Source organism: Plebeiibacterium marinum (genome assembly GCF_026013615.1).
Taxonomy (GTDB): Bacteria; Bacteroidota; Bacteroidia; order Bacteroidales; family Marinilabiliaceae; genus Saccharicrinis; species Saccharicrinis marinus_A.
Genome location: NZ_JAPDPI010000042.1, coordinates 1 through 25,038, shown reverse-complemented (window position 1 = coordinate 25,038; position 25,038 = coordinate 1). Strand labels below are relative to the sequence as shown.

The following is a 25,038-nucleotide window of genomic DNA, read 5'->3' as shown; positions in this document are numbered from 1 at the left end:
AGTTATTTATTTTATTTGAAACATGCATGGCATTTAGCAATTCAAAGAAAAACCAAGCTTATTAATCCATTGTTTAAGTTGATTATCTGCTTCTGCACTACCTTCTTCCGGTGCCCAATCGGCAAAATTTTTATCATCTGAAACATCGTAAGGGCCATCTTTAATTTCATAAGCTACAGTACCTGTTTCCAGTCCTGTTACTGTATGACATTCACCGGGATTGATCTCAACTGCAAAAAACCCTTTATCCCTGTCTAAAACAACATGCTCCACAACATCTCCTTTTTCGTTAAAGAAAATTACCAGAAGCTTACCTGTCAAAACTAAAAACACTTCTCTTTTATCAGGGTTTTCATGTGTATGAGGATGAACATAGGTGCCTGGTTCAAAGGCGTTCAACATCCTTTGAAGGGGATCCTCTTTATACTTATGAAAGTTTAGATTCTTTCTTTTCCGGTCTGCCTGCCTGGCATCTGATATGAGTTGCTCAATTACACTTTTATTTATAACTATCATAGGCTTAAAACTATATATTTTTTTAGTGCCCAACACAATAAAAACTTCATAATATTATCCATAAGCAGGGTAAAATCCATTAGTCTAAGGAAACCAAACATTCAAAAAAAAAAAAATCGGTTTCGTCACTATTCATAAACCGTACTAAAACTTTACAGTATTATAGAATAATACAATTTGATAGGATAATTTTTAAGCCAAGAAGTGAAAGAATGGATACAGTGAAGATTTTAGCAATTGGGAACGACAAGATAAACCTGCAGATTATCAAAAGCAGGTTACTTGAGTTTGGTGATGATTGGTTGATATTTAATATGGGGTGCGAAGATGCTCACCATGCAATCAACAAAAGCAAGTTCGACCTTTGCATTATTGACTGTAGCGAAACTTCTGAAATGTTAAATCAGAAAATTTCTGAAATAAAAAACTCAACAAAAAACGCTGACACCCCAATTCTTGTTAGTATACAAGAATGTTCTGCCAGTGATATTGAAGAGTTTTTACTAAACGGAGCCCTCGATTTCATAAAAAAACCCTTTAAATCTATAGAACTTTTCGCAAGGGTCAGAACAGCGTTAACCCTGTCGAGCACCATCGCAAAATTAAACAGGCAAAACAGGGTTATAAACGAATCTCAAGAAAAAATTGAGGAAATGATCAAAGGCCTCATGCCTTCTGAAATTATTAATGAAATTACCCGGTACGGAGAATCCAAGCCTAAAAAATACCGGGACGCCTCAGTATTGTTTGCCGACCTGGTTGATTTTACAAAAAAATCACGCACCCTATCTCCTAAGGTAGTTATTGATGAGCTCTCGGAGATATTTGAGGAATTTGATAAAATCATGAAAAAAAATCAATGCACCAGAATTAAAACCATGGGAGATGGCTATCTGGCAGTTTCGGGAATACCAACGCCAAATAAAGACCATGCCAAAAATTTAATACAAGCAGCCATTGACATGAGAGAATTCCTTAAACAGAGAAACTTAATCAATAAGGTAAAATGGGATATCAAAGTTGGAATTAATTCTGGTGAAGTTATTGGCAGCGTCCTTGGAAAATCCAACTACTTATTTGATGTATTTGGAGATACGGTCAACGAGGCTTCCAGGATGGAGAATACATGCGAACCTAATCAGGTAAACATATCTCAGACAACATATCTTATCACAAGAAATTCGTTTAGATACATAGAAAGGTTACCTGCGGAAGTGAAAGGAATTGGTAAAAAAAGGATGTATTACTTAAAATCCTCAATCAATCCCATCCTATTAAATGACAAAAAAAAACATAACCTAAAACTAGGGAAACTCATTGAAAAACTGTCGACAAACTAAATTCCCATGTTAGAAAAACCGTATAAAATTCTTCTTGTTGATGATATGTCCATTATAATGGATATTATCATATCCCACCTCGAAGAAATGGGTCAGAGTTTTATTTACCTTAAAGCCACAAATGGCAGGGATGCCTGTAAAATTGCAAGGAATGCTTTACCTGATTTAATTATAATGGATTGGGAAATGCCCAAAATGACGGGGATTGATGCACTAAACCTGATAAAAAAACATCCTTCCACAAAAGACATCCCTGTAATTATTTCCTCCGGTTTTTCAGATGCTGAAAACGTAAAAACAGCCCTGGATGCCGGGGCAATTGATTATATTAAAAAACCCATTTCTCCTGTAGAACTCATTGCCAGGGTTAAATCAACTTTAGCCCTGACCAGCACAATTAGTGCATTAAAACAAAAACATGCTGAATTAGAAGACGAACGACATAAAGTAGAAAAAATACTTGAAGGCTTAATACCCAAAAAAATCCTGCATGAAATAAAAGAAACCGGTACTTCAAAACCCCAACGGTACAAAAATGCCTCTGTAATGTTTACCGACCTGGTAGGTTTTACAAAAAAAACCACCACCATGTCGCCCAAAAGATTAATTAACGAACTAAGTGATATCTTTTCTGCATTTGATAGGATAATCTGCAAATACAATTGTACACGAATAAAAACAATTGGTGATGCATACCTTGCCGTTTGCGGACTTCCTGACGAAAACGAAAACCATGCAAAACACCTGATACAGGCCGCTATTGAGTTCAGACAGTTTATTCTGGAACGAAACATTGTTAATCCCGTGAAATGGGAAATTACAATTGGCATAAACAGTGGTGATGTAATTGGCAGCCTGATTGGGGTTGAAAACTATTTGTTTGATGTATTTGGTGAAAATGTTAATACAGCCTCAAGAATACAAACAAGTTGTACCCCCATGAACATTGCTGTGAGCAACAACACATACAACCTAACCAAAGATGATTTTATATATGAACACCAGGGAAAGGTAAAGTTAAAAGGTATGAAAGAAGTAGATGTATTTCATGTTATGGATGTAATTTCAGATATAGAATTGATTAACATTTACGAAAACTTTGATGTTTTTTAAAACCTTCGTTATACAAAAAGGGTTGCCAAATTTTCTGGCAACCCTGTTAGTTCATTCACAAAATTGATTAATCCATCAACTTTTTATAACGTATACGTTTAGGAGTTATATCGCCCATTCTACGTTTTTTACTCTCCTCATATTCCGAGAATGATCCTTCAAAATAATGGATCTTTGATTCACCCTCAAATGCCAGGATATGCGTTGCTATCCGATCAAGGAACCACCTGTCGTGAGAAATTACAACAGCGCAACCTGCAAAATCCTCCAGTCCTTCTTCCAGAGCCCGTAGTGTATTTACGTCAATATCATTGGTTGGCTCATCCAACAGCAACACATTAGCCTCTTCTTTTAGGGTTAAGGCCAGATGTAACCGATTACGCTCTCCTCCGGAAAGTACCCCACATTTTTTTTGCTGATCACCACCCGTAAAATTAAACCTTGCAAGATATGCTCTTGAATTCAAGTCTCTCCCGCCAATTTTCAAAGTATCCTGTCCATTTGCAACCACTTCAAAAATAGACTTGTCGGGATCTATAGCCTCATGGGTTTGATCAACATACCCTACTTTAACTGTTTCGCCAACCTCGAAAGTACCTTTATCTACAGCTTCAAGTCCCATAATCATTCTAAACAATGTAGTTTTACCTGCGCCATTGGGGCCAATAACACCTACAATACCGTTTTTAGGTAAAAGAAACTCCAAATCTTCAAAAAGTAACTTATCCTCAAATCCTTTTGCTACGCCATGCGCTTCAATTACCTTATCTCCCAAACGGGGACCATTAGGAATAAAGATTTCCAGTTTTTCTTCTTTCTCTTTAACATCTTCATCCATCAATTTATCATAGGCTGATAAGCGGGCTTTTGATTTTGCATGCCGTGCTTTAGGAGCCATCCTAACCCACTCCAATTCCCTTTCCAGCGTTTTTCTCCTTTTTGAAGCAGACTTCTCTTCCTGCTCCATTCTCTTGGTTTTTTGCTCAAGCCACGATGAATAATTACCTTTCCATGGAATGCCCTCTCCTCTATCCAATTCCAAAATCCAGCCTGCTACATTATCCAGAAAATACCTATCGTGTGTAATTGAAATAACCGTACCTTTATATTGCTGCAAGTGCATCTCTAACCACTGCACAGATTCCGCATCCAGGTGGTTAGTAGGCTCATCTAAAAGCAACACATCCGGCTCCTGAAGCAACAACCTACACAAAGCCACCCTCCTGCGTTCTCCACCGGATAAGAATTTTATTTGCTTATCCTCATCCGGACAACGCAAAGCATCCATCGCAATATTAAGTTTTGTATCCAGATTCCATGCATCATACTGATCAATTTTCTCTTGTAATTTGGCCTGCTCGTCCATCAAGGCCTGCATTTTATCCGGATCTTCCAATACTTCAGGATCGGCAAACTTTTCATTCACCTTATTATATGCATTTAAAACATCAACAACCTCCTGCACTCCCTCTTCCACAACTTGTTTTACTGTTTTATTATCATCCAAAACCGGTTCCTGCTCCAAATAACCAACCGAATAGTCCTGAGAAGAAACCACTTCACCCTGAAAGTTCTTATCTACTCCGGCAATTATTTTCATTAAGGTTGATTTACCTGAACCATTTAATCCAATAATACCAATTTTAGCACCATAGAAAAAAGACAAATAAATATTATTTAAAATCTTTTTTTGGGGAGGAACCACTTTGCTCACTCCAACCATTGAGAATATAATTTTCTTATCGTCAGACATTATTTAAGAGTATTAAATTTGCTGCAAAAATAACATTAAAAAACAGGCATAAAAAAACCTTACCAGAAAAACTAGTAAGGTTTTATATTAAAGAATGTAAATATCCTATTTTGCCATTGCCTTAACATCTTTAAGCAACAGGCCATCTCTGTTTTTGGGAGTTACCATGTGCCAGTCGAAATAATAAAACTGCGAATCGGCAGCCCCTATCACAATTTTATAACATCTTGCTTTATACTTAGTTCCTTCAGGTCCTACCTTATGCAAATAAACCACATCAGGATCTTTATCTTCAATAGCTTTTGTAATAATCTCCTGATCCACAATCTCTACATGATAAGGATATTCTTTTTGCAACTTGCTTAAAGTATTAATGTCGGCAGTAAGGTCTTCTTTAACCAGCAATAACTTTTTATTATTCAGGCTCTTTACATTTTTGTTATAATACTTAAACATATTAGCACCTATAATGTTTGGGTTTTGAGAAACCAACTTTACATGATCCTGCATAAACTTGATAAAGCCCTCCATTTTATAGGCATAACTATCATCTTCTACCCTTAAATAAGACAATGGTATTGAACACAAATCCGGCATATCTGTAATCGAATACACATCCTTTCCTAATAATAAACTAATAAAGGTATACCTGGCTTTTGTTTTATCCTTATCAAAAGTGACTGTAGAAGTAACAATAAATGAATATGACGGATCTCTTCTTTTCTCATCAAACTCTGAATGGGAAATAATTTCATATTCAGTAACATCCCAAACCCGAGGCATAACCTTTTTTATCATAAAGTTAAAATCAGACATGGGGTTGTCATCCATTACAACATAAGTTTTGGTATTAAAGAACTTTTTATAATCAGCTTCTGTTGCCATATTTTTTTGAGCAACAACACCTACTGCCATTGCCACAACTATTAGACTAACAATTAATTTCTTCATTTCTTTTTATTTTTAATTCAAAAACAACAATTTTCTTTTATTAAGATATACTAAAACGAAAATAATTAGATTGGGTTATATTTTAAAGGAAAAATTTACAAAAACAATTTCAACTTCACTATTCCATCAGCAAATACACCTTAGCATTCAAACACTTATAAATCGTCATAAATTCTAAAACATTTAAATTCATAGTTATTCAATTTATATTCGCATATTTACTTTAAATTGCATTAAAAATTCAAACCTATTTAGTTTGAACACGTAAAAGTTTTTGCATTTTTGCACTATTTGAACGCAACTAATAACGATAGCCTGATTTGGTATAATCATTTTTATATCTGAACATCCACACCAATAACTGTTTCAGGATGTTTGTGTATGAATAATTTGTGTTTGAGTACCATTAAACATTTTGAGTTAAAACCATATGAAGTTTATTAATAAATTTATATTGCTCTTTTCTTTTGATCATGACGAAAAGGTTGAAGTAGAAACAAAAACCGTACAACTTTTTTCAAATGTTCTTAACTTCTTTCTTTTTGTAATTGTTTTTATCGAAGGTATTATTTCTTTGCTTGAGGAGAACCTGTTTTTTGCAGGCCCGCTGTTGTTTTTCAGTATACTTTTTGCATTTAACTATTTATACACCGGACGCCGGTCAAACTCCACCTATTATAAAGAAATTCTTTTTTCATTTATTATAATTACTTTTTCTTTTTTTGTAATTTTTGGAGGGCCAACAAACATTAATATTATCTGGCTTGGCATCTTCCCGTTTGTTGCAATTAACCTGTTTGGCAGACACCAGGGAGCCATGTATTCATTATATATGTTCCTTTTTGTGATTATTGATTTTGTATTGCTTAGCAAAATAGTTCCTCAAGCTACCCAATACACCTTAAACATGGAAATTCTGTTCTCTATATATTTCATTTTCTCCTTTATCATAGCATATACACTTAAGTTTATATTTGCAGAAGTTATGCTTACCAAGGAAAGGGCAATGATCAATTCCCAAAACAGCAAAAACTCTAAAGAGGAGCAAATATCTGACCTTTCAAGGCAAATCAGAACCCCATTAAGTAATATAACCGGTATCCTGGACATTCTTGGAAAAACAAACTTAACTGATGACCAGAGAGATTACATCAACACCATACACGCTTCAGCAAACAACCTTGTAAATGTGGTAACCAACATGGTTTCATCCTCCAAATCAGGGTTAACACCGGCTACAGAAGAGGAAATTAGCTTTAATCTTTATTCCACTTTAAACAATACCATTCGTTTGTTTTCGGAAAATAACACCAAACAAAAGTTCAGCCTTTCTTTCTCGGCCGACATTCCTTCAACTATGTTGGGGAACGCTATTAAAACAAAACAAATATTTCTGAATATCCTCAATAGCATTGCAAAATATAACGTTGCTGAACAAAAGCTTATTAATATTGAAGTTTCCCGAATTAACAATATGCCAGGAATTATCGAACTGAACTTTAAGATAATCAGCATTGGGAACATTCCTTTCCCTAAAGAATATAAGTCTGAAGACTCTTTATATAGCGATGACATCCTTAGGCTCAATACTTCAAAGCACATTCAGTATCTCGATCTGGGATTAACCCAAAAACTTATCGAGCAAGATGGCCACATTCTTCATATACAACCTAATATAGAAGAGACTACCTTTGAATTTGGAATTACATTCAAGGAAAACACTCAAAGTATATCACTACAAAAACTAAACGATAAGATTACTAATAGCGAATCCTTTTATAAACCATCTGTTGATATTAAAAATGCCAATATATTATTGGTTGAAGATAATTTTAGCAACCAGCAAATTATTATCCTGTACATAAAAAATGAGGTTAATAAGATTGAAGTTGCCTACAACGGGAAAGAGGCGCTGGATAAATTTGGCAAGGCCAAATATGATTTAATACTGATGGATGTTCAGATGCCTATTATGGATGGCTTTAAAGCCACTCAAAAAATCAGGGAAATAGAAAAAAGCACCAATACCCACACGCCAATCATTGCAGTAACAGCAAACGCTTTCCCTGAAGATAAAGAAAGGTGCATGGCATCCGGCATGGATGATTATATCAGTAAACCATTTCAACCGGAAGACCTGATAGGGAAAATCAAACACCATTTAAGTTAAACATCAGGGTAGTAAATCACTCCTACACTGTTTTTTCCGTCAATTTTTATAATTGCAGCAGAAGATAAACGTACATGTTTTATCCAGGCGTCTTCATAGATTGCCGGCAAGGCTAACAAAAAAGACTCATCCAAACGGTCTTTATCCGATATCTAATTTACATTAAAATAGCCAACCCGTAACGAGGTTAGATTTTGAAAAAAATGGGTTCCCTGGCTTGGATCAACACTAAACCCATCAAGAGCTGTCTCTACAATAACTCTAGCCCCTGATATCTGAGGCCATTTTACAGGTATTCCCAACCATGGATCCTGGGAGCCCCACCTCCCAGGACCGATAAGTATATAATTTCTGTTCTCATTTAAAATACTCTGATTTAATTTTTCAATAACAGAAACCATTTTAACCATATTAGCCGCCTTAAACCCATCTGTTTTAACAAACACCACATCTTTAACATCATCAACAACTCCATTCCCCAAAGCCAATGTAGAATACACCAAATGCCTGTCTGGAGTTAAACTGAGAAGATCCTCCTTCAGGCTCTCTTCCGTTTCCACAATTGGGCGTATTTGAAGGGGATAAAAAACATGTTTGCCCGAAGCCGACTGTAAATCAACTGCAAATTCCACCTCTACCGGCTGATTCATTTCCCTTTGACCAATTGCCAGGATAGATTTAACGATACTTGCCAGTGGAAAAGTATCATATTTCAAAACATTTGCAAACGTAATTAAAGGAATCCCCTTGAAAGTAACTCCATCTCGAATAATATTATTTTGATAATCATAAACTGACCCTAACCAGCGCAATGTACCATCTTTTAACGCTGTTTTGGCATCCAATTTCAAAAGATTTATAGCATCATTTACTGAAGGCTTAAAGCTATGATTGTCCAAATCAAGCGCAAAAAACGTTTTTTGGGTATCTTTAAGTGTATACTCAGGAGTTGACAACTGTAGAGACTTTTGAGGGTAACCAGGTGAAAAACGCAAGGAAACACCCCCTTCTACAATCTGCTTCCCAAGACCTAAAGCTACATTGACAATTCCATCATCTGTCTTTTCTGGGTATATTGGATAAAAGTTCACTGATCGTGCAACTCCCGAAATCGTAGGATAAAATCGATTTTCATGTTGCTGCCCAACAACTTCCTGCAAAACAATCCCCATGCGTTCCTCATCAATAATATTCATCGTAGCCGTCATATATGCCTTGCTCGATTTAAAGTAAACAGAAGCATAAACACATTTGATTGCATCAGCAACTTGCCTTACCACCACATCGATATCATCAGTATTGGATATCATATACGTAGAATATATCCCTGCAAATGGTTGATAATGGCTATCCTCCAAAACACTGGATGAACGGATTGCTATAGGGTTGTTCACTACTGAAATAAAACGTTTTAAATACACCTCCGATACACTTGGCAATTTAGCCTTAACAAAACGGTCCAGTATTTCTTCATCACTAAAATCAGACAAGGCCACCTCGTACAAATTATTAGAATCCATGAAGTGCTCAAAAATATCAGTCCCGACAACAGCAGTCCTGGGGATGGTAATCTCAACATTTTCAAAATTGAGTTCTCCTATATTATTATTTATAATGGTGTTCAAAAAAGCCAACCCTCGGGCCTTACCACCAATGGACCCATTCCCAATCCTTGCAAATTTCACATATTTATCATACCTGTCCGGGTAAAACTGGGCAATAACCCTATTCCCTTTAGAAATTCGAAAATTAACGATTGTATTATATAAAAAGGATTTGGACGCTTCCAATGATCCAAAATCTTCAATCTTCAGGTTTTTGATCACTTCGGCTATAGGAAACAAAGCCCGTGCCTTTAACCATTTTGATATGTGATCACGCTGAAAATGATACCGCAAGGAGTCGTCTGGTATCCGAAGGAGTTTATCTTGCAATTCTTTTAGCGTACTCACCCTTTCCACCTCTCGTTGGGTCACCGGATCTACAAAAATAAAATCCCCAAACGCAAGGTTATAATTTAAAAAGCTTTTTAATTCCCTAAGTAGTTTCTTTGAGTGCTTAAATAAAAAACCAACCTTAAGATCTTTAGCAATAGCAGCAACCTTTATATCCGAAGATTGCAAAACTAAAGGCATATAAACATCATCTCGTTTAACCTGTTTGGCTAACCTGACACCTGCAAATTGATCTTTAACACCATTTCTATTAAATGAAACATCCGAAATAATCCCTAACAAATTGGATTTATACTTTTGATACAAATCAATGGCTTCTTCATAATTCCTGGCCAATAAAATTTTAGGACGCCCCCTCATCCTAAGCATCTTTTGATGTTCATTCAAACCTTCTGCCATAAACTTTTTCGACTGCTTTAAAACTATCCTGTAAATAAGAGGCAAATAACTAGAATAAAACCTAATGGAATCTTCTACCAATATGATACACTGTACACCCACTTCAAGAATATCGGTTTCCGCATTCATCTCATCCTCGATTAGTTTTATAATGGCTACTAGTATATCTGTATTCCCTAACCAGCAAAACACATAATCGATAGCACTTGTATCTTCATGTTTTAATTTTATACTGACCTCACGCGAAAATGGAGTTAAAACAACAATAGGGATTGCAGGATATTGATTTTTGATGGTTTTAGAAAGTTGATATGGATCCATACCTCCAATATTCAACATTGAGATAATCAAATCAACGGATTCTCTCTCCAACGTTTTTAAAGCCTGTTCCGATGTAGTAACTAAAATAAACTTGGGTGGGTACCTTAAATTTAAGGAGACATACTCATTAAATATTTGTTCTTCAATACGGCCATCTTCTTCCAGCAAAAATGCATCATAATTACTCAAAATTAGCAAAACCGATTGAATACGATTTTGCATAAGATGATCAAATGCAGTTTCTTCGAACAATCCAGAGTAAATTATTTCCCCTTCTCTATCCATATCTTTTTAATTATCCGCCTAACACAATAATTTATAAACACTTAAACCTTACTAATCTTTACACACAATTACAAATAATTAACACCTTATACCATAAGGGCTCTAACCTGATGCCCGTAAATAAATACCCAACACGGCAACGTTCTTAATATATTGCTTTTTAACAACTTATTAGGTATTTATTAAAATATTTCCTTAACTTTTTCTAAACAAAACTTCAAAATTTCACAATCATGAAACGCTACATTGATTCCTTTGTTGAAGGTTTTATGTCTGACCTTATCGATAAAAATCCTGCAGAACCAGAATTTCACCAGGCTGTTCATGAAGTACTATTATCTCTCGCTTCCTTTCTTGAAGAGAATCCCCACTATATCAATTCAGGTATTTTAGAAAGAATGGTGGAACCTGAAAGAATTATCATATTCAGGGTACCCTGGGTAAACGACGTGGGGAAAATAATTGTAAACCGCGGTTATAGAATTGAGATGAACAGTGCCATTGGCCCATACAAAGGAGGATTAAGGTTTCACCCAACAGTAAACCTGGGAATCCTAAAATTTTTAGCATTTGAACAAGTATTTAAAAACAGCTTAACAACGCTGCCGCTTGGAGGCGGCAAGGGAGGTAGCGATTTCGACCCCAAAGGGAAAAGCGACAGTGAAGTAATGAGATTCTGTCAAAGTTTCATGACAGAATTATACAGGCATATTGGACACAATACCGATATTCCGGCTGGAGACATTGGTGTTGGAGGAAGGGAAATTGGATATCTATTTGGACAGTATAAACGAATAACTAACGAATTTACAGGAACACTTACCGGAAAAGGAGTTAACTGGGACGGTAGCTACATACGACCGGAAGCCACCGGGTATGGGAATGTATATTTCGCAGAAGAAATGCTCAACACCAGACATGAAAGCATAAAGGGAAAAACTGTATTGATTTCCGGTTCGGGCAACGTAGCACAATTCAGCGCCGAAAAAGTAAATGACCTGGGCGGCAAAGTTGTTACCCTGTCTGATAGCAACGGTTATATTTACGACCCCAATGGTATTGATAAAAGCAAATTAAAATTTGTTATGCAACTCAAAAATATTGAAAGAGGAAGAATCAAAGAGTATGCAGAAAAATACAATGTAAAATACGTCGAAAATGAAACACCCTGGAAGGAGAAGGCTGATATTGCACTACCCAGCGCAACGCAAAATGAAATAACAAAAGATGATGCCCGAAGTTTAATTGCCAATGGATGTATCTGCATTTCGGAAGGGGCAAACATGCCATGCACCCCCAAAGCAATTGAAATAATAATACAAAACAAACTACTTTATGGCCCGGGTAAAGCTGCAAACGCTGGAGGTGTAGCTGTATCCGGACTGGAAATGAGCCAGGATTCCATGCGATTGAATTGGACAAGGGAAGAGGTTGATGCCAGACTAAAAAATATTATGAAAGAGATACATAAAACATGTATTAAATACGGAACCAAACCCGGTGGATATGTCAATTACATGGACGGTGCCAACATTGGAGGTTTTGTAAAAGTAGCTGACACAATGATAGACCTTGGAACAGTATAAATCAATACTAATTAAATATAAAAACTGGCTTGTATATTATAACTCAAACATATTTTGAACATCTTTGTGCTTTATTATTCTAAAGTTACAATACGATGTTAAATTTTAAAATCTCCCCTCTATCTGACACACTAAATGAGGAGATAAAATACAAAATTGACCATAAAACAAAACCCCTTGGCTCTTTAGGTCAACTTGAAAAGATTGCTTATCAAATTTGCAGGATACAAAAAACGACATCCCCCAGGCTAACCAATCCACATATTGTATTGGTAGGAGCCGATCACGGAATCTGCGAAGAAGGAGTTAGCCCCTGTCCACAGGAAATAACGTGGCAGCAAATGCAAAACTTTGCCAAAGGAGGTGGTGGAATAGGTCTTTTTTCAAGCTTCTACAATATGAATTTAAAGGTAGTAGATGCAGGAGTGGATTACGATCTGTCAGCAAATAGCAATATTATTGACGCAAAGGTCGTCAGGTCTACAAAAAATTTCTTAACAGAACCGGCAATGAGCAAAGATGAGTGCCTAAAGGCCATTGAAAACGGAGCCAAAATCGTTAAGGAATTAAACCAACAGGGCTGTAATGTTATTGGTTTTGGTGAAATGGGCATTGGTAATACATCCCCGGCATCCATTTTAATGCATCTATATTGCAACATACCACTAGAACAGTGCGTTGGTGCAGGAAGCGGGTTGAATAAAGAAGGGGTACTGAAAAAACTGACCATCTTACAAAAGTGTATTGACAGATGTCCAGGAATTAGTGATCCATTAGAAATCCTTTATCAATACGGAGGATTAGAAATTGCTACAATTACCGGTGGTATGTTAATGGCAGCAGAACTTGGAATGCTTATACTTAACGATGGATTTATCATTACTTCTGCTTTGTTGGCAGCAAAGGCCTTGAATAAAAACGTTCTTGATTACGTTATTTATTCACATAATTCAAAAGAAGGAGGACACGCATTGATGATGGATTATCTAAAAGCAGAAACGGTTCTTAATCTTGATCTGAGACTAGGTGAAGGAACGGGAGCAGCTTTGGCATACCCTATTATCCAGGGAGCAGTGGCCATGATAAACGACATGACAAGTTTTGAGCAGGCCAGCATTACAGATACTACCGGAGAAGGAATCAGGATTCTTTAAAACTAAAGGATAAAAAAAGGGGATCAAAACTGATCCCCTTTCTTTTATATTTCAAGTCAATCTTAATAATTCGACTTTTGCACTGCAGAATAATTAATCTTTAGTGCCTGAGCTTTACGTAATGCCTGTTTAATATCGGTAATAATACCCATTGGACAGTCAAAGTCAGCTTTGATAGAAGTAGTCATCTTAGGACGATCTGCTTCTTTCATACCTTCACGCTCCTGCGCGATATAACTTTGAATGTCACCAACAGTTGCAAACTGGTCATTTAACTGAATTCGAGGTTCTGAACCATAAAGCGCCTTATACTGATGTGTTGGTACACCAACATAAATATAAGTTACCAAGCTCTTCTTCTCTAATTTAGCTAATTCTGTTGCCTGTGGTGATTGGATTCTAACTTTTAATGAAACCTCTTTCATGGTAGTTGATACCATGAAAAAGAATAAAAGCATAAACACGATATCCGGCAAAGAAGCTGTACTAATAGGAGGAAGTCCTTTCGATCCTTTTTTTCTAAACTTTGCCATAATGTTTAATTTTTACCAATATTTTTAGGTTCCGCTTCAGAAATCTTTTGAGGATAAATGGCACGAATTGCTTTTTGCTGATCTTCATCAAGATCATCGTAACCTTTACCCCATTTTCTTCTAGCTAATTCATTTCTAACCTCATTATAGGCTCTTTGTAATTCATTTTGAACCATCAAATATGCCTGATACTGAGTTCCGTTATCGTTTTGCAAAGAAATTACCCCTTTACTTACTGGAACAACTCCGAAGAAATCTACCTCAACATCTTTAAATTCAGGTAATTTTTCATCATTATCCTCGTTAAGAATAAATTCTTTTGCAGCATCCTTGAGTTCTTCTACCCTCAATGGTTTACCTTTCACCAACAATTGGTTGTTACTATTCAAAAGAACAGTAAAAACGTTCCTGTCTTTAATTGGTGGTGGTGGCTCCTGATTTTCCGGTACTGGAGGAGGCAAAAGCCTTGCCAAACCAGAATCAGTATCCATGGTAGTGGTAACAAGGAAGAATATAAGTAGAAGGAATGCAATATCGGCCATTGACCCCGCATTCACTTCTGGTGTTTCTCTTTTTGCCATATTACCTTAATTATTTAAATACTTTTGATACCTCTGATACCAAAATTGCACCAACAACAACTGCTAAAAGTATGTAAGTACCATAAAGGAATGCTCCTGCAAGTTTTAGCATTGAAGGTACGTTATCTGATCCTTCATAACCTCCTAATTCCATAGGTGTGCCATCTGCCAAACTATAAGAAATTAAAGCAATAACAATTAATGCTCCAATTGAAATTAAAGTTCTAACGGCATTCTTTGGATTAAGTACCAAATGAAAAATCTCAAACAAGATAGCTATAATAGCTGTTGCAAAAACTAAAGCCTTAGCCCAGTTTAAGATCATGTCAGTATAAACAGGCGTCTGATAAGTTTCACCAGCAACATCACCTCCTGTATAAAACATGATAGTAAATACAACAGTCACAGCTATCAATGCATATAATACGAAATTTAATATTTTTGAAAGCTTAGTCATGTTTTACTTATTTTTTCATGTTGTATTTTACTAAAATATCTAATAGAGAGATAGAAGCATCTTCCATTGTATTTACAATACCATCGATTTTAGATACGATGTAGTTGTAGAATACCTGAAGAATAATTGCTACGATCAAACCAGATACTGTAGTAATAAGTGCTACTTTAATACCACCTGCTACAGCTGTTGCAGAGATATCACCCATAGCCTGAATTTTATCAAATGCTTCAATCATACCGATTACTGTTCCCATAAACCCAAGCATAGGAGCAAGTGCGATAAATAAAGAAATCCAGGTTAAACCTTTTTCCAAAAGACCCATTTGAACTGATCCGTAAGAAACAACTGACTTCTCAACAACCTCAACACCTTCATCAATACGATCTAAACCTTGATAGAAAATTGAAGCTACTGGTCCGCGCGTATTACGACATACCTCTTTAGCACCTTCAACACCACCTTCATTTAGGGCATCTTCAATGTTTTGTAATAATTTTTTGGTATTGGTAGATGCAAGATTCAAATAAATGATTCTTTCAATAGCCAAAGCCAATCCAAAAATCAAACATAAAAGCACGAAACTCATGAAGATAGCACCACCTTCGATAAATTTAGCTTTGATTTGTTTGTGAACTCCTTTAGGAGCTTCTGCAGCAACTTCTTCAGTTACAACTTCATCAGCAACTTCTTCGGTTACTGTCTGCTCAACAGCTTGTTCTTCTTGTGCTTCAGTTTCATCCTGAGCATACATTGTTGATGCACCAATCGTCATCATCCCGAAAACTGCAAAAAACGCAAATAGCTTTTTCATAGTCTGTAAAAAATTTTTGTTTGTATTAGTTTGTTAATACTATAGTTTATTTGCTAATAATTCCCTTTTTATCGCAATAAACAAGTTAATAATTGAAATTTTAAAAATTCAGGTGTGCAAAATACAAAAAAATCATCAAATACAAATAGTATTTAAATATAGATTTCCCCTTTTAGTGACTTATTTAAATAAATCTTAACCTCGTCCAACGAGCTGGTATTACCCAACAAGTACATTAATTTGGTGATTGCAGATTCTGTTGTGATGTCGGCTCCACTAAAAACTCCCATCTCCAAAAGATGCACACCGGTTTTGTAAGTTCCCATAGCCACACTTCCTGCAAGACACTGAGTAACATTGAGTATAATCAAGCCATTACGCACCGCTTTTTCTATTGCATTCAGGAACCAGGGAGTGGTTGGTGCATTGCCAGAGCCATATGTTTCAAGAACCAATGCCTTTAATCCGGGGGTACCCAAAACGGTTTCCAGATAGGCCTGACTCATACCCGGAAATATCTTTAAAAGGGCCACATTATTATCCATATGTTTTGCAACACAAAATTCGTCTTTGGGGTTATTCCGGTGTATATATGGATCGTTGTATCGTATATGAATCCCTACTTCTGCAAGGGGAGGATAATTATCGCTTCGGAATGCCCTGAAGTGCTCGGCATTAAATTTTGTTGTCCGGTTGCCCCTGTACAGCTTATCTTGAAAGAAGATGCAGACCTCAGGCACTTTTGCCTGCCCGTTTTCGTATGTAGAGGCAATATCCAATGCGGTAATCAGGTTTTCTTTTCCATCGGTACGCAGGGTACTTAAAGGCAACTGGCTTCCTGTAAACACAACCGGCTTAGCCAGGTTTTGCAACATAAAGCTGAGCGCACTGGCTGTGTAGGCCATGGTATCTGTTCCGTGCAAAACCACAAAACCATCATACACATCGTAATTTTCTTCAATAATTGTGACCAGCTTTATCCACGTTTGGGGATTCATATCTGAAGAATCTACAATGGGCGAAAAGGATGTGCTGTCGACCTTAAAATCAAAGCGTTTAAGCTCAACAACCTTTTCTTCAATCATTGAAAAATCAAAAGGAACAAGTGAATTTGTTTCAGGATCATTCACCATCCCTATTGTACCTCCTGTATATATTATCAGCAATTTACGTTTCAAAATATCAAAATATTTAAAGGTTGAATAAATCCCTGGCATTTGCTGTTGTCACATCCTCTATTTCTGTTTGTGAAACTTCAAAAATATCAGCCAGCTTTTGAACCACATAGTTAATATATGCGGGCTCATTACGTTTTCCCCGAAAAGGAGTTGGTGTCAGATATGGTGCATCTGTTTCAAGAAGTAGCTTTTCATAGCCAATCTCACGAACTATTTTATCCAGTCCGGAATTTTTAAAGGTCACCACTCCATTTATTCCCAGATAAAAGTTCTGGTAGTCCAGAATCTTCCTGGCATGCTCTTCTGTACCGCTAAAACTATGAAACACACCGGTAATCCCTTGCATATCCATACCATCCAGCACCTGAAAAATTTCATCAAAAGCATCCCTTGCATGAATAACAACAGGCAGTTCAAACTCTTTTGCCCAATTGAGCTGGATTCTAAACGCCTCCAGCTGTTGGCTTAAATAGGTTTTATCCCAATACAGGTCTATCCCTATTTCACCTATGGCACAAAAGCGATGTTTTTGAAGCTGCCCAAACATCTCATCCAACTGCTTTTGATATCCTTCTCCAACCGAAGTAGGATGCAGCCCCATCATAGGAATGCAATTCTCAGGATATTTATCATGCAAGTCCATCATCGCTTTTATAGATTCAACATCTATATTGGGCATCAGTATTTTTTCGAGGCCTGCTTCAAAAGCTCTCCTTATCATTTCATCACGATCATCATCAAACTGCTCCAGATAGATATGAGAGTGCGTATCTATTATTCCCATTCAGCAAATATTGTTTTTTATCAATTACAAAGGTGGAATATTTTTCACAAAGACCAATAGAAAAAAACCTCAAAGGAGAATTAGCCCCTTTAAGGTTTTTAATAAATTTCAATTATTACGTTCAGCTAGTTGAACCGATGACATTACACAACTCCCTGTGCGATCATTGCATCCGCCACCTTAACAAATCCACCCACATTGGCGCCTTTGATATAATTAATTTTCCCGTTAACTTCCGTTCCATACTGAACACATACTTTATGTATGTTAACCATGATATCATTCAGTCGGCTGTCAACTTCTTCCTCGTTCCAGTTTAAGCGCATACTATTCTGGCTCATTTCCAAACCAGAAACTGCAACACCCCCGGCATTTACAGCTTTTCCTGGTGCAAACAGAATTTTCTCAGTAGCCATAAATGCAGCTTCTGCTGTGCATCCCATATTTGATGCTTCTGCAATCAACTGGCACCCATTTTCAATAAGCTTTTTACAGTCTTCTTCATTCAACTCGTTCTGGATTGCACAAGGAATTGCTATATCCACCTTCTGTTCCCATGGCTTTTTGCCTTCAAAAAACGCTACTCCATATCTATCGGCATAGGGCTGAATAACATCCTGGTTTGAAGCCCTTAATTCAAGCAAGAAATCAATTTTATCACCTGAAACACCTTCCGGATCATAGATATACCCATCTGGTCCTGATAAAGTGACTACTTTACCTCCTAATTCAACTGCTTTTAAAGCAGCCCCCCATGCCACATTACCGAATCCTGAAAGCGCAATAGTTTTTCCTTTCAGGGACTGACCTTTTAGTGCCAACATTTCGCGCACAAAATAAATAGCACCAAAACCGGTTGCTTCAGGACGGATCAAACTACCGCCAAACTCCCAGCCTTTACCGGTTAAAACGCCTGTAAACTCGTTACGGAGCTTTTTGTACTGACCAAACAAATAGCCTATTTCCCTGCCGCCAACACCGATATCTCCTGCAGGAACATCGGTATTTGGACCAATATGGCGATATAGTTCACTCATAAACGCCTGGCAAAAACGCATAATCTCATAGTCTGACTTTCCTTTTGGATTAAAATCAGAACCTCCTTTGCCACCACCCATAGGCAAACTTGTTAAACTATTTTTGAACGTCTGCTCAAAACCTAAAAATTTAAGCCCGCTCAAAGTAACACTTGGGTGAAACCGAAGCCCACCTTTATATGGCCCAATTGCGCTATTAAACTCAACTCTATAACCTCTGTTTACCTGAACTTCACCACTATCATCTACCCATGGCACTCGGAACATGATTACCCTCTCAGGTTCAGTCATTCGCTCAAGTATTTTTGCTTTTTGGTAATGTGGATTTTCCTGATAAAATTCCCAAACTGTTTCAACTACTTCTTCAACAGCTTGTAAAAACTCGTCTTCCCCAGGATTTTTCATCCTTACTGTATCTATGAACTCTTTTATTTTAGCATCCATGACAAATACATTTATAAATTTTTAACAATTCAAAATTAGGTATTTCAAAATACGGAATTCATGACTTTTAGCAACTTATCTCCTTTTAGCAAAAAGTTTATTCCTCATTAATTTTCAAACACTTACCTCATTAAAAACTTCATTAATACCAGAAGTCATGATAACCATCATAAATAATGCACAAAATCAGTTACAATTTATAAGCCCTCCATAAAAACTACAAAAAAAACCTATCAAAAACCTCGTACACATAAGCATTACAATGCAGTTACACTTTTTTTGTCATTTTATATAATTATCCTTCCAATTCCTTGTTTAAACACCGTAACACCGGCCATACTCAATCTATATTACTCGCCTCACCACCACACCTTATATACCTGATATTCAATCCATGCATCATTATTATCATCTATATATTTTTTGTATTTTTAGTAACATACCTGGCATTATAGTTTTTTAGCAGTAAGAATAAAACAAATTGACACCACCAATACATTATTTACAAGTGCTTTCCAAAGGCTTAACGAAGTATTGATTCATATTTAATAATTATAACGAGATGAAACACCTCCTGATTTTATTACTAACCTATGGCCTACTGAGCTGTAACAACACACAAAAACCCATGCACGTAAATCGTGACTACACTGTATACAACAATAAAGTTGTTCAGGGCAAATATATTGCAGAAGTAAAACCGGATGGTTCCATAACCAGCAACTATGCCAGTCCGGGAAACGAGCTTCATAAAAGAACCATAGAACTCAAATTCAGCATTAACAATAAAGACAACGAACTTCCATTTGGCAAGAACCATAAAATTGTTGTTACTCCACAAAACGGAGTTTACACTACACCACTAATAACATTTGGCAAGCAATATACCGATTCCAAAGCCGATATTAACGAGGTACTTGAGTTAAACACAACCCTGCAAATAAAGCTTGACATGAGCAGGGTGTTTAAAGAATTTGAAACAACAGGTTATTATAAAGATACTAATGGAGAAAAGATTTCTAAAAATGATTTTAAAGGAGTTTTCCTTGCCGGAAACATTACTCCATTAAACTTTGATTTTGAAAACCTTAATGAAGACGTTAAACTTAAAGATGAAGATGGAGATCACATATATGAATTATCCGTAAAGATAAACACACATGATCCTGACAAGTATGTAAAACCTTTTTGGAAACTAAGCGAAGACATTAGTCAATACCCCCAGTTAAAAACCAACAATCCTTTAATCCAATCTCTGTATAACATGGCTTTGGAAGAAACCAGGCTACTCAGCGAAGATGACGGAACTTTCAGGACCGGAGCCAAATGGGCCGGAGTATGGACGCGTGATGTTAGCTACGCCATTGTTTTAGGTATGGGGATAGCTGACACCCAAAGAGCCCGCACCTCACTTCTGAAAAAAGTAAAACGAAACCGGATTGTTCAGGACACAGGATCTGGGGGTGCCTGGCCTGTATCTTCAGACAGAACAACCTGGTCGCTGGCGGCATGGGAGCTTTACCTGATCACAGGCGACCAACAATGGCTGGAATTCAGTTATCAGGTTATCAGGAATACCATTGAAGATGACAGAAAGGTTGTTTACAATAACAAATCGGGTCTTTACCGCGGAGAATCTTCATTTTTAGACTGGCGAACCCAAACTTACCCCAGGTGGATGGATAATGTAGATATTTACCAATCGCAAAATCTGGGAACCAACATGGTACACTACAAAACCCTGCTCATTGCAAGTGAGATGGCCAGTATACTAAATCATGAAAATGATCAGGAAAGATATTACGCCTGGTCTGAAAACCTAAAAACAGCCATAAACAATAAGCTTTGGAATGAAGAAAAAGGCTATTACAACCAGTACATTTATGGAAGAAACCATGAATTTGTCTCTCCAAAATCCGAAGCACTGGGCGAAGCTTTTTCTGTTTTATATGAAGTTGCAGATAACAAGGCTGGCACTGTAATCAAAAACACACCGGTTGTATCATGGGGTATCCCATGTGTATACCCTCAGATACCGGAGATTACCCCCTACCACAATAATGGTATTTGGCCATTTGTTCAAACCTTTTGGAATTTGGCTATTGCTAAAACAGGAAATTCAAATGCACTGGAACATGGGATAAGCGCATTTTACAGAGCTGCCGCCATGTTTTTAACCAACAAAGAGAATATGGTTGCCGAAAATGGCGATTTTATGACTGCTCTTAATTCAGACAGGCAACTATGGAGCGTAGCGGGCAACCTGGGCCATATTTATAAAATATTTTTTGGAATGAATTTTACTACTGATAGCAAGATTTGGTTTACACCTTCTATTCCAAAATCGTACAATGCCAATATGGAGCTGAGTAATTTAAAAATCAGAAACAAGGATTTAAATATCAAGATTCATGGTTATGGAAATAAGATCAAGTCATTCCGTATTGATGGGAAAAAATCAGAAAACCATTTTATAAGCCTCTTAGGCCAGGGCAAACATATTATTGAGATAGAAATGGCAAATAATGATTTTTATGGCGAATACAATCTGGTTCCTAATAAGTTTCACATTACCACTCCAGAACCTAAAATTGTAGATACGGAAATTATTTGGGATGCCATTCCTAATGCTGTAAAGTACGAGATTTATAAAGATGGCAGTCTTTATAAAACCACTACTGATATAACTAAAGCATCAATTGATAAAGAACCTGCTGAATATACTGTAAGGGCAATGGATATAGTAAACACTCCATCTTTTATAAGCGAGCCCATATACAGTACACCACAGCCCATATGTACTTTTAACAATTACTCTGCCGACAAAACCGTTTCAATACCCGAAGCACCTACTGGCATAATTGAGTTAAGTAAAACACGCAACACTACAGTAAATTGGAAAGCAAACTGCAAAAAAGAGGGGAACTATGTCATATATTTTAGATACACTAATGGCAGCGGCCCCTGGAATACAGATAACAAATGCGCCATCAGAACACTTTGGATCGATAACCAAAAAGTTGCTCCGGTAATCATGGCACAAAGAGGCACCAATGAATGGAAAAACCTTGGAGAATCCAATAGAGTCGATTTCCATTTAAGCAAGGGAACCCACGCTTTTAAACTAACTTTTGAACCGGAAAACGAAAACATGAATGTAGATACGAACACTGCCTTATTGGGCGAAATGATTCTGGAGAGAAAGTAATAAGACGGAGTTTGTATAGTATAAAGTTTGTAAAGTTTATAAAGTTTAAAGTTCGTAAAGTTTATAAAGTACCTGATTTATTAGGACGAAAAAATTGAATTGGTATGAACCTTCTATGGGATAACCATGAGACAAATCTGAGACAGAAAGGCAGATTTATCGCAGATTATATACAGATTATTCGCAAAACCTATGGTGTACATCCTGCCTGCAACAGGTGGACACCCTGCGGAAATTTGTGTGGCTGCCTCATCGTTAAGTCGGCTCCTTCCCTTAGCTGTTTCATACCATTTGCGAACAAGTTGTACAGAAGTTGCATAACCATATAGGTTTTGTATAGAAGTTGTATAGAAATTATTATTAAAAAGCTTCACTAAAAGCGATATAAAGCGAACGCTGATCTTTTGCCACGCCATAATCAACTCGAAGATTCATACCCGGTTGGATTTCAACTCTAAGTCCGGCGCCCACATTGGGGAGGATATTTTTTAGTTTGTCGTACCGTGGGGTTACCGCTCCAAAACCCGACCAAACAACAAATCCCATCTTACTAATATATTTTTCGAGTGCCCGCATGTTGCGGCCCGAGAACATATGCCGGTACTCGGTTATACCAAACAAAGAAATTTTGTCGCGGAACCTCCCCCAATGATAGCCCCTTAAATCAAAAGGGGTACCTAACTGAGGCATATCCATCCATGGAATATTCCCATCTCCAAACTGGGTTTTAAATTGAGTGGCCAACACTTTTTTATGCCCAAGCTTAAAGTATTTTCGGGCATCAAGGGTGGTCTTTGAAAACTCATTGCTATCAGAAAACCTAAATATCTTATTGTATTTAGTGAATGCCAGACTTAACAGGTAGCCTTCCTGCGGATTTTGAACATTATCCCGTTTATCCAGTTCAAATGCCAGTCCAAGACCAAAATTGGTAGCGCTTGAACCATAAGTCATCACATACGCGTCGGCTTGCATATATTCATTAAGCCCCATGGCCTTAGTGCTATTAAAATCATAACTCAAACCCACAAAAAAGTTCTTATTTACCCGCCGTACTACTTTACCTTCAACAGAAAACCATTGGCGCTGATAATTTGTGGTAGCATCTGTTTCTGCGGTCCTGTTTCCTGCATCATATCCAACGCCCCAATAATTATCCGGCATATCGCGATAAAAGATCCTGGTCAGTATCCTGATTTTATCATTTTTACCGTAAATACATGGAAAAGCTGCTAATGAAATGGAACCATTGGTACTATAACCAATGGAAAAAGGTACGCTTGAGCGGTCGACTAACGGGTTTTGTGGATGAATTTTAAAAGAAACCAACCCTCCGCCAGAAATTAACATACCTAACTCAGGGGTGTAAGTGGGTGCCACATAAGGTGTAATCATAAGATTCTTCTCCTTACATAGTTCCGGGCTTAAAGAATTTAATCCCTCAACTTCTGTTTTTACAGGATCAATGGTGGTTACCTCCTGCCCCAACATATTAAATACAAAAAACAAGAAAAAGACCAGCGCCCCCCCTCTGAATTCCAACATTTTTACCCTAATTATAAATCCCTGCAAATATACAACTTATGTATTCTTTTCAAAACAACCAACTTGCATTAAATTAATGAAATCAAAGACATTACGTAATAAACACATTGAGGTTACTTTTTTTACTCACTTTATTGTGGATTTCGTTTCCATTTTTGCTTATATTGCTTAAACACAATTTAATCACTAACACATGAGCTTAGAAATTGCACTTACCAACGTTTCGTTTAACTTTTTAAAAGGATCACAGGAATTCCTGAACCTGATCCTTAACAACATCAACAGTGCGGTGTTGTTATTAAACAACAAAATGGAGCTGGTGTCGTTTAACGATGCCCTCATTACCATATTTCCTAAAAATAAAGACAAAGACCTGAAATTTGTAAGATGTGGAGAGGCCATTGGTTGTGCCTACCAGGTTGAAGAACAAACGGATTGCGGAACCACTACCAAATGCCGGCACTGTGAGTTAAGGTTAAGTGCCATATCTACTTATTTGAATAACACCAGTACCCTTAGAAAAGAAATCATTCGCCCCTTTTATATTGATGATAAAAATAAAGTGGACATGAGGATTCAGTATACGACCAAATTGTTTGCTTATGAGGGTGAGAAATATATTGTTTTGCTGGTAGAGAGTTGTTCTGGAAAGGATTGATAGCGGAGAGCGGAGGGCGAAGAGCGAAGGGCATAGAGCTTAGGGCGGAGGGCTTAGAGCGGAGGGCTTGGGTGTTCGGAAAGAGCTTTGATATTAGTAAAATGTTGTACGTTACGGGAATCAATCTTCCCCTGGCAGGGGGTGTGAAAACTCTTTTAACGAAGAGTGGTTACTTACAAACTGAAAGTACTTTCTCGTTATACTCCTCCATACATCCTCCCGTTTGATCGGGACAGGCTCTGAAGTGGAAACTACC

General features: G+C 37.0%; 19 protein-coding genes. 7 read left to right on the top strand and 12 right to left on the bottom strand.

From position 1 onward, the window contains the following. Positions 1–33 precede the first annotated feature (33 nt). Positions 34–516, bottom strand: coding sequence for a WbuC family cupin fold metalloprotein (locus tag OM074_RS16715; protein ID WP_301201537.1), 483 nt, complete (start codon positions 514–516; stop codon positions 34–36). A 212-nt stretch (positions 517–728) separates the two neighbouring features. On the opposite strand from OM074_RS16715, the gene OM074_RS16710 reads away from it, so the two are divergent. Continuing rightward, a complete protein-coding gene (locus tag OM074_RS16710) occupies positions 729–1,856 on the top strand; it encodes an adenylate/guanylate cyclase domain-containing response regulator (RefSeq protein ID WP_301201535.1) in 1,128 nt (375 codons plus the stop codon). A 6-nt stretch (positions 1,857–1,862) separates the two neighbouring features. Next, a complete protein-coding gene (locus tag OM074_RS16705; protein ID WP_301201533.1) occupies positions 1,863–2,969 on the top strand; it encodes an adenylate/guanylate cyclase domain-containing protein in 1,107 nt (368 codons plus the stop codon). A 67-nt stretch (positions 2,970–3,036) separates the two neighbouring features. Here OM074_RS16705 and ettA read toward each other — a convergent pair whose 3' ends face one another. After that, entirely contained in the window at positions 3,037–4,722 is a 1,686-nt protein-coding gene (gene ettA, locus OM074_RS16700; RefSeq protein ID WP_301201531.1) for an energy-dependent translational throttle protein EttA, read from the bottom strand. Positions 4,723–4,827: 105 nt separating this feature from the next. After that, a complete protein-coding gene (locus tag OM074_RS16695; protein ID WP_301201529.1) occupies positions 4,828–5,673 on the bottom strand; it encodes a hypothetical protein in 846 nt (281 codons plus the stop codon). Positions 5,674–6,103: 430 nt separating this feature from the next. On the opposite strand from OM074_RS16695, the gene OM074_RS16690 reads away from it, so the two are divergent. After that, complete coding sequence (locus OM074_RS16690; protein WP_301201527.1) at positions 6,104–7,843, top strand: response regulator; 1,740 nt, start codon at positions 6,104–6,106, stop codon at positions 7,841–7,843. Positions 7,844–7,995: 152 nt separating this feature from the next. On the opposite strand, the gene OM074_RS16685 is transcribed toward OM074_RS16690, so the two are convergent. Next, entirely contained in the window at positions 7,996–10,803 is a 2,808-nt protein-coding gene (locus OM074_RS16685) for a PEP/pyruvate-binding domain-containing protein (RefSeq protein ID WP_301201525.1), read from the bottom strand. 233 nt (positions 10,804–11,036) lie between these two features. Here OM074_RS16685 and gdhA (OM074_RS16680) point away from each other — a divergent pair, with 233 nt between their 5' ends. After that, positions 11,037–12,389: an NADP-specific glutamate dehydrogenase gene (gene gdhA, locus OM074_RS16680; protein ID WP_301201523.1), complete on the top strand. Its 1,353-nt coding sequence runs from the start codon at positions 11,037–11,039 to the stop codon at positions 12,387–12,389. 95 nt (positions 12,390–12,484) lie between these two features. Further along, positions 12,485–13,543 (top strand): nicotinate-nucleotide--dimethylbenzimidazole phosphoribosyltransferase, encoded by a 1,059-nt coding sequence (gene cobT / locus OM074_RS16675; protein WP_301201521.1) that lies wholly within the window; start codon positions 12,485–12,487, stop codon positions 13,541–13,543. 62 nt (positions 13,544–13,605) lie between these two features. On the opposite strand, the gene OM074_RS16670 is transcribed toward cobT, so the two are convergent. From OM074_RS16670 to gdhA (OM074_RS16640), 7 genes are all read right to left on the bottom strand, one after another. Next, positions 13,606–14,076, bottom strand: a complete 471-nt coding sequence (locus OM074_RS16670; RefSeq protein ID WP_301201519.1) for an ExbD/TolR family protein — start codon at positions 14,074–14,076, stop codon at positions 13,606–13,608. Between the two features lie 5 nt (positions 14,077–14,081). After that, positions 14,082–14,657 carry an ExbD/TolR family protein gene (locus tag OM074_RS16665; protein ID WP_301201517.1) on the bottom strand — a complete coding sequence of 192 codons (576 nt, stop codon included), beginning with the start codon at positions 14,655–14,657 and terminating at the stop codon, positions 14,082–14,084. Positions 14,658–14,667: 10 nt separating this feature from the next. Next, positions 14,668–15,114 (bottom strand): hypothetical protein, encoded by a 447-nt coding sequence (locus OM074_RS16660; protein WP_301201515.1) that lies wholly within the window; start codon positions 15,112–15,114, stop codon positions 14,668–14,670. A gap of 7 nt (positions 15,115–15,121) precedes the next feature. Beyond that, positions 15,122–15,928: a MotA/TolQ/ExbB proton channel family protein gene (locus OM074_RS16655; protein ID WP_301201511.1), complete on the bottom strand. Its 807-nt coding sequence runs from the start codon at positions 15,926–15,928 to the stop codon at positions 15,122–15,124. Positions 15,929–16,080: 152 nt separating this feature from the next. Continuing rightward, on the bottom strand, positions 16,081–17,106 hold the full coding sequence (locus OM074_RS16650) for an asparaginase (RefSeq protein WP_301201509.1): 1,026 nt from the start codon (positions 17,104–17,106) through the stop codon (positions 16,081–16,083). Between the two features lie 13 nt (positions 17,107–17,119). Next, positions 17,120–17,890, bottom strand: a complete 771-nt coding sequence (locus OM074_RS16645) for a TatD family hydrolase (RefSeq protein WP_301201507.1) — start codon at positions 17,888–17,890, stop codon at positions 17,120–17,122. A 143-nt stretch (positions 17,891–18,033) separates the two neighbouring features. Continuing rightward, on the bottom strand, positions 18,034–19,371 hold the full coding sequence (gdhA, locus tag OM074_RS16640) for an NADP-specific glutamate dehydrogenase (RefSeq protein WP_301201505.1): 1,338 nt from the start codon (positions 19,369–19,371) through the stop codon (positions 18,034–18,036). A gap of 562 nt (positions 19,372–19,933) precedes the next feature. Here gdhA (OM074_RS16640) and OM074_RS16635 point away from each other — a divergent pair. After that, positions 19,934–22,579 carry an alpha-L-rhamnosidase-related protein gene (locus OM074_RS16635; RefSeq protein ID WP_301201504.1) on the top strand — a complete coding sequence of 882 codons (2,646 nt, stop codon included), beginning with the start codon at positions 19,934–19,936 and terminating at the stop codon, positions 22,577–22,579. A 360-nt stretch (positions 22,580–22,939) separates the two neighbouring features. On the opposite strand, the gene OM074_RS16630 is transcribed toward OM074_RS16635, so the two are convergent. Continuing rightward, positions 22,940–24,124 carry a BamA/TamA family outer membrane protein gene (locus OM074_RS16630; protein WP_301201502.1) on the bottom strand — a complete coding sequence of 395 codons (1,185 nt, stop codon included), beginning with the start codon at positions 24,122–24,124 and terminating at the stop codon, positions 22,940–22,942. Between the two features lie 193 nt (positions 24,125–24,317). Between OM074_RS16630 and OM074_RS16625 the strand changes: the two genes are divergently transcribed. Continuing rightward, positions 24,318–24,782, top strand: a complete 465-nt coding sequence (locus OM074_RS16625; protein ID WP_301201500.1) for a hypothetical protein — start codon at positions 24,318–24,320, stop codon at positions 24,780–24,782. Positions 24,783–25,038: the final 256 nt, after the last annotated feature.